3 protein-coding genes are annotated in these 12,715 nt (G+C 28.0%); all 3 read left to right on the top strand.

The window, feature by feature from the left end:
- Nucleotides 1-46 precede the first annotated feature (46 nt).
- Nucleotides 47-1,846 (top strand): hypothetical protein, encoded by a 1,800-nt coding sequence (locus tag VBN07_RS00875; RefSeq protein WP_323177444.1) that lies wholly within the window; start codon nt 47-49, stop codon nt 1,844-1,846.
- Between the two features lie 361 nt (nt 1,847-2,207).
- Nucleotides 2,208-2,465, top strand: a complete 258-nt coding sequence (locus tag VBN07_RS00880) for a hypothetical protein (RefSeq protein ID WP_323177445.1) — start codon at nt 2,208-2,210, stop codon at nt 2,463-2,465.
- Nucleotides 2,466-2,671: 206 nt separating this feature from the next.
- Complete coding sequence (locus tag VBN07_RS00885) at nt 2,672-12,481, top strand: hypothetical protein (protein WP_323177446.1); 9,810 nt, start codon at nt 2,672-2,674, stop codon at nt 12,479-12,481.
- Nucleotides 12,482-12,715 lie beyond the last annotated feature (234 nt).

The following is a 12,715-nucleotide window of genomic DNA, read 5'->3' on the forward strand; positions in this document are numbered from 1 at the left end:
AAATGCTTATTTTAATGATTAAAAATAAAAACATTATAATTTGCCTATGAAAAAATTTAAAAGAAAATTATTTTGTGCAATTGCCCCATTATCGGTTATTCCTACAGCATTGCTAGCTTCATGTGCGAAAAAAACAAAAGATCCTTGAACAAATAAGACAAATTCAACAAATTTAACTGAATTACAAAATAGTTCATCAAAAATTAAATTATTAAATCCAGAAGTTACTCCAGGAGCTGATTTTAGAGATTTTTACGCTGATTTAAAAGACTCAGCAGATAATTCATATCCAACGGTTGTTCTTTCTAGAAACGCATCACAAGTATTTTTATCATCATTTATGCAAATTGTTGGTCATTTAAACGCAGCTAACAATGAAAAGCAACCTTACAACGATGTTGTTTATTTAATTGATCAAGTTGTTTGGGACATTGGCAAAACTAATGAAAATCCAGAAAGTCAAAGGTTTAATTTTAAGTATTTATTAAACAAATTTACACCTGTACTAAATACGGAAACAGGTGAAATGAATGCTAAAGATGGAAAATTATTAGTTTTAGACAACTTGAAATATACAACTAACAACCAAGAGGATAAAGCTTATTCAACAATACCAACAACTTTAGAAGAATTAACAACTTATTTACAACCATATCTAGAAGCTGGAATTGATAAATTTGATTTTTATATACCTGATGTATCTTTAATAGCTTTATCCGATGAAGATCGCGTTGTTGTCAGAGATTGAATTTTTAAACATGCCAATAAAATAGTTATTTTAAGTGATGGTAATTCTCAGCCTTATGATTTTATTGAGAATTATTATTTAAATTTTGCTTTAAAAACAGGTAAATCATATACTCAAGCAGAATTGCTTAAACACTGAAATGATTTACAAGCAGATGAATATATTAAAATGCCTATTGATTGTCGTTATTTCTTCACTTTACAAGAGAAAGTTAAAATTTACAACTTAGAAAACACATACATTAATGCTTTTAATCAAAGATTAGAAAACGCAGGTAAAGCTTGAGCTAAATTAAACATTAAGTCATATCCAATTAATCCATTTATGTATAAGGATTACATGCAATTTGCCGAAAACATTGATTATCAAGGAGACTTTGAACGCTTAAATCAAATTTATGGCAAGAGCTTTTTAGATCTTATTGTTGAAGGTAAAAACAATTATTCAGCAAACAAAAAGAATTTAATCTTTATGGGTTCTTCATTATTTAAAAAAAATGAGAGAGGTTGAAGATTGAATCAAAATGAAAATGCTTACAATGAAGTCAAAGCTTATTTCGCCAAAATTAAAGAGTTATATCCTGCTGATCAATATAATTACTTCTTTAAATTGCATCCAAGTTATAGTGCTCAAGATGCTGTTGAATACATTAAATTGCTCGTTGGCGAAGAAGAATATGCTAATACAATTACATTAAATCCTACAATTGCTTGAGAAAATATGTTGGCAATTGATTATCATAACATTGAAAAAGGCACATCAGTATTATTTGATCAAAATAATAATTCAAGAACTCAATTATATGGCTTACAAGGTACAACAACAGTCCTTTTAACCACAATGACATTCCTAAAACAAACATTCAGTTGAGATTTAGAAAAAATGAAAAGCTTTGTCAATATACAAAACTTCCCATTAGCAAATACCTTTAACATTTTATCTCGTGATACTTATTACATTGACCACAAAAAAGGTTATCAAGCTAACATTGCTAAAATGGAACAAGTTTATAAATACTTTGTTGACACTGGTGCTTTCTATCCGAAAAATGAATGAATTGATATGGATACATTTATTACAAAAATCAATGTCAATTAACCTAAAAAACCTATAAAAAAGACAAAATTGTCTAAACTAGGACACAAAATATGGACAAAACCGTATTTTGTGTTTTTTGATATTAAGAGATGATTATTAAACAAATAAAACAAGAACAATTACTATAACTTTTTTCAGATTATGATGATTATAAGAAAGGTTTAATGTCAAAAAATGATTTTGAAAACAATTTTGTTTTTTGTCAATTGCCATTGACCACAAAACTAAATTTATTGTAAATTACAATTTGTCAAAAATAAATGATTTAGATTTAGTTATGAAACACATATCAAAAATAAAATTGAATAAACAATGAATAGCACATTCAAGCCATTGTTCCCAATATTCAATTAAGAATTATTTGCGAACAATATCTAAAAATAATGGCGTTGTTTCAATGGGGAGAGTTGGCAATTCGTCATACAACAGAGAAGCAGAATATTTATTTTCCATTTTAAAATCTGAACGTTTAAAACTAATTTATATAACAAAGATAACTTTTGATGATCTTAGCAAAATAATTAATGAGTTTATTTTTTGATACTTTAATGAAAGTATTCAATCAAAATTAGATTGAAAAACACTCCAACAACGTTGAGATGATATTATGTCTAATTAACCCTTCTATCCACTTTTAGCGTGCTTGTTTATTTATTTTGTTTAGAATTTTCACAAGAAGCAACAAATACCACAAGAATTAACGTCACACCTGAAATTGATGCAATTTTCAAAAAGTTTTAATTTTTTCATAATTCTCCTAATAATTTTGATACAATTGACACTTATATTACATATATATATATATATATAGAATAGGAGATATGTATGAAAAATAAAGCATTAAAAAGGAGCCTTTTAATTGTTCCTGCATCAGTACCATTAGCAGGACTTGTTTTGACTCTTTCGTCAACTACAAGCTCAACCAATGTGCAAAGTAAAACTACTTTAGGCACTAATTGAACTTTTGATAAAGTTAATATTGATTTGCAGGATAATCTTTGAAAGAACTATAATTCACTTCCAACTTCAAATCATAATGCCAGATATGCGCCATATAGATATATAAATATTTTTAATTCAAACGGTAATCAGAATTTCAATGACACCAATGCTAATTGACAATATCGAGCAGTTGGGGATTCATGATTTAGATTATTTGATGCCACAAATCCAGGTTTTCCAAACAACGTAAATGTTTCCGATTGAACAGGTACTAATTACGCAACAGAAAGTGGAACACTTTATTCTTGACAAGTAGATGGTTTTAGAGATAAAAGTGTAGATCATGGACCGTGATGAAATGGAAATGGATATAATCCAAGTACTGATACCAAAAGATTTAAAATAGGTTACAACTTAGTTAATAAACCATTACATGGTTCTGCAACTCAAGGTGCGCAATCAACATTCTATACAGGAGCATTTTATTTTTCAAATGATATGAAAATAGCAAGTGATATTAAAATTCACTTGTATATTAAAGTTGATGATAGAAATAATTCAAATGTTTTACAACAAAAAACTTATACTATCAAATTAAAAGAAGAAAAAAATGCTAACTTATCTGATTATGATATTTCACCTTGAATTGGAAAAGCACAAAGAGTAAATAAAGATCCTCTTCGTGCTTCTCAAGCTGGAGATACTTTAGAAGCATGATTAACTAATTATGCATACTTGCCTTATTACAAAAATATTCCAACATCATATACAAATGGATTGAGTGCTGATTTACTTAGTCAAAAAAGAACTTGAGACAATTATAGATCTTCAGAAAAACATAACGGAATGTATGATATTTTGGTATCTACTCCAACCAATATGTCAGATATTAGATCAAGAGGATTTCAATTATCAAATAGTAGCGGTTCATATGTAAATTTTGGTTTATTCCAAAAAAACCTTATTAATAATGACAGACCAGCTGACATTATATATAACAATCAAGGTGGTTTATTTGTCTTCAATATAGAAATGGATAAAAAGCTTGATTATTTAGTTGCCGGAGCAGTGGCAGAAGTAGAATTTGAGCCATATAATGATGTGGCTAACCCAAGCACTACAACATTTTTTGGTAATACCGGTTCATCAACAACCAATAAATCTTTCTTTGGATCAGCTGAATATCGTCAAAAAGATGATGACGATAATCAAAGAATTGTTTCTGGATTTTGAAAAATAGCTGATAGATCTGAATCTCAACGTAAAAAATTCTATACTTTAGAACTTGTTGATTCAGAACTTGGTTCTGATCTTTATGATCCTAAGAGTGATGCATTTCCGGAAACGACTTTAAGAATTACTGAAAATGGAAATTCAAATATTAATTATGAGATTAATAAAGATGGAATTAATAGAAACAAAAAAACAATTAGTACCAAAAGTGTTTATCAAGATACAAAAGCAGTAAATAGTACAAATTCTTTACGTTTAACAAGTACAATTAATAGTAGAGATGCTAAAAAATGAAAAGTTAAAAATGGTAGTTCATTAACCGCTACCCCATTACCGTCAAGTAGATTTGATAGTGATGGAATCGAATTCAATTCAATTACTTATACATATACTGATCTTGAATTAGCTAAGAAATATGTTGATAATAAACAATGATTAAATAAAGGTCAAAAAGATTATTTAAAAATGGTATTAGATAACGAATCAGGATTTGAAGCAAGTAAGCAATATTCAGATAGTACCCTTTTAACTAAATGAAAAGAGAAAATTGATACTCTTGATAAGCAACAAGAAACAATTGAAAAAAAATATAAAGAAATTCGTGATTTTCCTTTAAGTAATAATGTTTATGATCCAAAATACAATGCAAATATAACTAACAAAATCATTTATGCTTTAGCTACAAAATCATCTAAAGATACTTTAGATTCAATAATAAGTAGAAATATAAACAAAATTAATTTCCGTTCAACTGAATACAATGCTGAATCTGGTGCGATCGATAGAACTACTTCTACAGAATATTCAATTTCTACTCCAAGTGGTGCATCATATAATAATTTAAAAACTTCAATGGATTCAGTCTACAATGCACTTAATAATAATTTAACTGCTGTAATAAATAGTGGTAAAACTGAAATTGAAAAATATTTTGCAAAAATAGAACAATATCCAATTACTGAACAAAATTCTTCAACTTATAGTGGAAATTACAATAAAGCTAAAGACCTTATTATCAATACAATTAAAGATCAAGTTAAAAATCTTAGTTCAAAAAGCCAACTAAATCCATTTGCTAATTTAGATGCTACAAACGAACAAATTCAGGCAATTATTGATTTAATTAGTAAAGTTAATAAATTAAATAATGACAAAAATTCAGTTAAGTCACAAATTGAAACTTATAAACAATCAGAAAATGACTTTAATAATTTAGGTTCTTTTGAATTTGCAAGTTCTACAAGTCAGATTGATTTAAAAGCTCTTGATACATTTGATAAAAACTTAACAAATGCTTCTGATAAAACTATTCAAAATATTTTTGAATCAACCACTATTCTTAAAAAGTTTTATGATGATAATAATGATATTTTTACTAAAAAATGAATAGAAAAAGCAAAAGGTCTTGACGGTGCAATTAATGAATTTAATACCGAAATAGGTAAATTTAACTATTTAGACGCAAATCAAAAAACAAGTGCTAAAAATAATTTAAAAAGTGCTTTGAGTACATTCGATATTTTTTCTTATAATGAAAATACAGTCAAACTTATTCTAAATAATGAATTTATTAAAAAAATAAATGATCATATGGCTAGTGCTTTAGTGACTGCAAAAACAACAGCTAAAACTCAAATTTCAGCATTAAATAAGTTAACAGAAACAGAAAAAACTCAAGTTAAAAAAGAAATAGATAATGCTACTCTTTACAAAGATAGTTATGATGCAAATCAACCGTTTGTTGACAAAATTTTAATAGGTTCAGATAAAAACATTAAAGCAATTGTTGATAAATGAACTGATATTAATAATGAAAGAGGCAGAATTAAAGACTATACTGCTACTTTTGATTATCCAGATAAAAACATTGAACCTACAAATGCTGACAAAAGTTTAGTTTCTCAACTAAGTATTTCTCCTGATGCCGACGGTTTAGAAACTGAAGTTATTTCTATTAGTGGTAATAATGACACAGGAACTTTAACTGTTACTTATAGAGTAGTAAAATCAAGTGATAAAACTAATGTTTATACTGAAAATAAAACCTATGATATTACTGGTTTTGCTAATGAGCAAAATAGAGTTAATAATCTAAATGCCACTCCAAATTATAAAGATGCAAGTGAAAAACCAAATATTCAAGCTTCATCTGTTGTAAATAGAAATAATAACGACGAAGATATTACTTGAGTATTACCAACAAAAACACAAATTTATGAAGGTAGTGTTAGATATCTTGGTTATAACGATATAGACGGTAAAATTAAAATTGCATATAAATTGCAATCAACTGTTAATGCAAGTGCAATTTCTAAAGAAAAAACTGCAGAAATCACAGGTTTTGAAACAGAATCTACTAGATTAAATAATTTAGTCAAACAAGACACAGATGCTAATCAAAATACAATTCTTGACATCACTGCAGACCCTATTAAACGTGCTTCAGATTCAACTTTAAATACTGATTACACAATTGATTTAGCAGATAATTATGGAACTGCTAATAAAGTTGAATTAACTAATTTATCATCTCCTACAGCTAATGATACTGCTGGTTCAGTTTCGTATACATATAAATTAAAAACTACAAGAACTAAAGAAGATTTAGTAACAATTACTGAAGAAGCAGTTAATGCCAATAATATTATTTATAGTAATATTTCAGCAACACAAACTAGAACTGGCTTTTTAACTCAAGCTGAATATGAACAAAATCAAAAAGATGCAGCAAAAAAAGCAATTGACAATTATAAAAATTTAAATGATGCACAAAAAACAGCACTTAAAAATGAAATTGATAAAGCTAATCTAAATCAATTAGATCAAATTGCACAAAATGCAAGCGATTTAAATGATGCAATGGAAGCTTACAAAGATGCAACTAATAATATCGAAACAATTAAACAAGGCACAGATTATACTCAAGCAGATAATAAAAGTGATTTGGATAATGCAGTAAATCAACAAAAAACCGATGTTGATAAAAATAAAGGACCTAATTTATCATTAGAAGAAGTTAAAACTAGAACTAAAGCAATTCAAGCTGCAATTAGTAATTTAAATGGTGATGAAAAATTACAAGAAGCTAAAGATGAAGCGATTAGAAAAATTAATTCCGATTATTCATCATTAACTGACAAACAAAAAGAAAAAGCAATTGCTTTAATTAATGAACAAACAACAATTGAAGGTGTTACTACTCAAGATGCAACTAATAATTCATTAAATTCTTCAATGGAAACCTTGCGTGATTACATAGCAGATCAAGATACTGTAACAGCAGGAAATAATTATACTTATACTACTAACGCCTTAAGAGAAGCTTATGATGGAAATCCAACTAAAGACGGCAATCAAAAAGGTGGAGTAATTAAAGAAGCAGAAGATTTAGTAGATGCTTTAAATACTGACAATAATGATAATTTAATGAATAAAGAAACAATTGATGCTTTAAACAAAAAAATTAAAGGCGCAATTAAAGCTTTAAACGGTCAACAACGTTATGAAGAAGAAGTAGCAAGATTAAATGAATTATCTCTTGCTTTAGCTAAAGTTAAAGATGCAAAACAAGCTACAGACACAGCAAGTGAAATTACAACTGATGAAATTGAATTCATTTCTTCAACTATGCCTGACAATGTGACTCCAGTTGATTTAGTTATTTCAAATCCAAATGAATTAACAGGTAAATTAGACTTAAGTTACAAATATCAATCAACTAAAGAAAATCTTGAAAGTGTTCAATCAACTAAAGTTTATACATTAAATAACGATAATGCCTTAAGCACTTTGACTGAACAAGAAAGAGTGGACGCTATTTTAGCTGATTCAAATATTCCATTTACTATTAATGAAAATGATACTAACGCAATTGATAGAAATCAATTACCAAATGCAGTTGCTAAAGAAGCTATTAAAGCGTTTAACAACCCGGCAAACTTAGATGTTGAAGGTTATTTAAACAGTATTGAATTATCGCCAAACAATGACAATGGTACATTAGATATAACATTCAAAATTGCTTCAACCAAAGCAATATTAAATTCAAATAATGACCCACAAAACCCAGCAGTTGTTTCAACTAACACAAGAAAAATTACTTTAACAGGCTTTAAAACAACTTTACAAGCTGAAAAAGAAAAAGTTACTGAATACATTAATAACAATGTTCCTGAAACAAAAAAACAAGCTTTATTAGATGAATTAGCAAAAGCTAATACTCTTAATGAAGTAGCTAAAGTTCAACTTAAAGCAGAAATTGAAAAAGCTATTGCTGAGGCAACAAATAATTACCCTCATTTAAATAACGATCAATTAGATGCTTATAAAGCAGATTTAAAATCAGCTACTTCAACTGAAGCAATTGAAACCCGTAGCACATCAGCAAGCACATTAAATGCCAAAATGAAAGAATTAAGTGATGCTGTTAAAGCCGAATTAAACGCTTTAACTAATAAAGTTGTTGAAGATGATCAAAACGACGATGCTAAAACAGCCATTGTTTATACTTTAGCAGATGCTGATAAAAAACAAGCTTATGATAATGCTTTATTAAAGGCTCAAGAATTACTTAATAAAACTAATGGCGCTAACTCAGAATTGAGTGCTGTTGAAACAGTATTAAGCAATTTAAAAACTGCTTATAGCGAGTTAAATGGTGATCAAAACCAAAATGCATTAAACGAAAGAATTGATGCTTTAAACAATTTAACTGATGATCAAAAAGCACAATTAAAAGAAAATATTGCTAACGCCGACGCTCAAGCAGATGCTGAAACTATTGTAGAAGCAGCAGAAACATTAAATGCCAAAATTGCCGATACCAAAGAACAATTAGCTGAATTAAATAATTACAAAAACAATGATGTTTATAAATTAGATAAAGAAAATAAAGACGCTTATGACACAGCACTTGAAAATCTTCAAGATGCTTTAGATGAATTAAGCAACAAAGACTTAACTTCTGTAAGTGCTGATGATCTTAACAGTGAAGCTACTAATTTAGACACCAAAGTAAGTGAAGCAAATCAAGCTAAAGACCTATTAGATGGTATTAGAAGCGATCTTAAAGACAAATTAAACAATTTTGATAACTTAACCCCTGCCAACAAGCAAGCGTTAATCAATTTAATTAATGCCGATGACAAAGAGTTAAGTAATGAAAAAGTGGTTGATTATCTAAACCAAGCATTAAACTTAGCTAAAACTAACGTTAATAATAAAATAGACAAATTAACACATTTAACACCAGCAGAAAAACAAGCTTATAAAGAAGCTGTTAATGAGGCTGAATTAAATACAACAGATGGCGAAAAATATGACAAAAATCTTAATGACATTTTAACCCAAGCCAAAGCTGATGATGAAGCCAAAAAAGCTTTGATTAAGTTTATTAATGACAAGCAATATTTAAATGATGCTCAAAAAGCAACTTTAATTGATAAAGTTTATAAAACTCCATTAGCTGAACTTAATGAATTTGAAAATGATGCCACATCATTAGATGACGCAATGAAAACATATAGCGAAATTGTCTCTGTTGATAAAGATAGCATCAAATATAAAGAAGCATTTGAAGATAGACAAGCTGAATATAACAATCAAATTACTAATCGTGACAACGCTTTAAATAAAACTGATGGTGCTAATTTATCATTAAACCAAGTTAATGAAGCAATCAAGAAATTAAACGAAGCAATCAACAACTTAAATGGTGAAGAAAGATTACAAAGAGCTAAAAATGAAGCGATTGCTAAAATCACTGGAGATAATCCAACTTATACTGATTTAACAGATGCTCAAAAAACAGTTTTAATTGATCAAATCAATGCCCAAACATCAATTGCTGATGTTAATGCAGTCGATGCTAAGAACAAGCAAATTAACGATTTAACCAAAATGCTTAAAGAGAATATTAATGGTGAAAGTGGTATTAAAGACTCAATTCATTACACAGGTTCAGAACATGATGTAAAAGGGAATTATGATGAAGCCATCGAAGCAGCTAAAGAATTATTAGCTCAATTAAATGAGCCAAATTCAGATACTAATAATATTGTTGATTTAGATAGAATTAAAAACCAAAACCAAGCAGTTCATGATGCAATTGCTGCATTAAATGGTGAAGAAAACATTAAAACACGTAGAGAAGAAGCTTTAGCTAAATTAGAAGAATTAGAACACATTAATAATTTACAAAAAGCAGCTTTAACTACTCAAATTGATAATGCAACATCACCAGAAGAAATTGACGAAATTGTTGCTAATGCAACTAACTTAAATGAGCAAATGGGCTTATTGAAAGAGGAATTAGCAAATCAAGCACCAGTTAAAGAGACACCTAAATACTTAAATGCTGATGAAGATCCTCGCAATAAATATGATGATTTATTAAATGACGCTACATTTTTAGTTGACAAAGAAAATGGTGGTGCTCAACTAAGTCCAGAAGCAGTTGCTGACTTAATTAATAACATTAAAGTTGCTGAACAAGCACTAGATGGCAATGAGAAATTTGATGAAGTAAAACAACAAATTATTGCTGATATCGATGCTTTAGAACATTTAAATGATGCTCAAAAAGCATCCCTTAAAGAATCATTAAATGAGAAAAAATTAATTGCCGACCTTAAACAAGTTGGCGAAGATGCCAAACTTCTTGATAACGCAATGGCAGAAATTAAAGCTAAAGCTCAAGAAATAGCTAATGATTTAGCCCAAGAAGGAAATTATAAATATGTAGCAGCAACCGAAGAGCCAAAAACAAATTATGATAATGTTAAAGCCAAAGTTGATGCGTTAGTTGCTCCTAGTGGTAATAACTTAAACTTAAAAGAAGTTCAAGACTTACAAAAAGCCTTAATAGCAGCTGAAAAAGCACTTGATGGAGAAACTAACTATGATTACTTCAGAAATAAAGCAATTGAAAAAATTCAAAATAATCCTAATTTAACAGATGAAGAAAAAACAGCCTTAATTGACCAATTAAATAATGTTCAATCTCCTAACGACGATGAAAGAATTACTAAAGAAGAATTTTTAAACAATTTAGACAAAATTGTTGATAAAGCAAAATTAATTGAAACAATTAAGAATGATGACAATTTAACTCCAGAACAAAAAGCAGACTTGATTGATGACATTCTTAAAGCAGATTCAACACAAGCAAACTATGATGATGTGCTTGGTAAAATCAAAGCTAAAGAAGATGCATATAAAACATTAAATAATGACGATTCATTAACAGAAGACGATAAGGTTAAATTAAGCAAAAACATAGCCAAAATTGAGCCTAATAGTCCTAAATTTAATGAAGAGTTAAACAATGAAAAAATCAAACAAGATGCTATTAAAGAAATTAGAAACGATGATAATTTACCTGAAACATCAAAGAACAATTTAGCTAATGAAATTGCTGAATTAGAAAATAAACAAGCTAAACCAGCATTAAATCACCAAATTGATAAGGTTAAAGAAAAACAAAAATTAATAGACGAAATTCAAGCTTCAAATCTACCAAACGAACAAAAAGAAGCTTTAATCGATGAAATAAATTCATTCAAGGGAAACGATGACAAAGCTCCAGTAATCCTTGATAAAATTCGTGATCAATTCAATAAATTGAAAGAAATTCAAGAAGATCCAAACTTAAGCCAAGAAGACAAAGCTCAATTAGTTGAAGATGTTTTAGCTAACGATCCAAAAGATGAAAAATACAATGAAATAGCTAAAAACATTAACAAAAAACAAGAAGCAATTGATCAAGTTAGACAAAATCCAAACTTGACTGAAGAACAAAAAGATTCAATTTCTCAAAACATTAGAGAATTAGATGAAACAAACGAAGAATTTACTAATAAATTAGACAATGAAAAAGCTAGATTAGACTTAATTGATCAATTACATCAAGAAGCTAAAGACAACAAAATTTCTGACGAAACCAGAGATAAATTAATTAGTGAAACATTGAATTTAGTTAATGATTCAAGCTTTATAAATAACTTAAATAACGTTAAAGCTAAAGACAAATTAATTCAACAAGTTAAAGCGAGCGATGTGCTTAATGACACAACCAAAGCAACATTAATCAATAACATTTTAGATAATAATCCTACAAGCACAGAATTTGATAATAAACATAATCAAATTACTCAATTATATGTTGATGCTGAAGAATTGGCTAAAGCTAAAAATGATTTAGTGGATTTAACCAAATCTAAGAAATTTGAAAAATTATCTAAAGATAAACAAGATGCAATTAATAAAGCAATTGCCGATTCATATGAAATTTTAAATAATCTTAACTCTTATAAAAATGAAGATGTGGTTAAACAAACAATTATTGATAAAAAATTAAAACAAGCATCACCAATCTTAATCTGACCATACTTTGTAGCTGCTTCATTTGTATCTTGATTAATTGGTATGTTAATCTTTGTATTTGGTAGAAAGAAAAAATAAGAAGTTAATTAACAATTAAAATCAATCAGTACTAGATAAAAATAGTGCTGATTTTTTTGTATTTTTTAAAAACCAAAAAAATTCACAAAAATCACTTAAAAATTTTATAAATGTGAAACTTTAAGGGTAAAAATATGTAAAAAATTACATTTTTTGTAAAAAAAAAAAAAAAAGTTGCCTCAAATATGATTTTTATGCTATATATAAGTATATTTAATATGAATATTTGACTTA

The organism is Mycoplasma sp. 4404, from assembly GCF_034863325.1.
Lineage (GTDB): Bacteria > Bacillota_I > Bacilli_A > Mycoplasmatales > Metamycoplasmataceae > Mycoplasmopsis.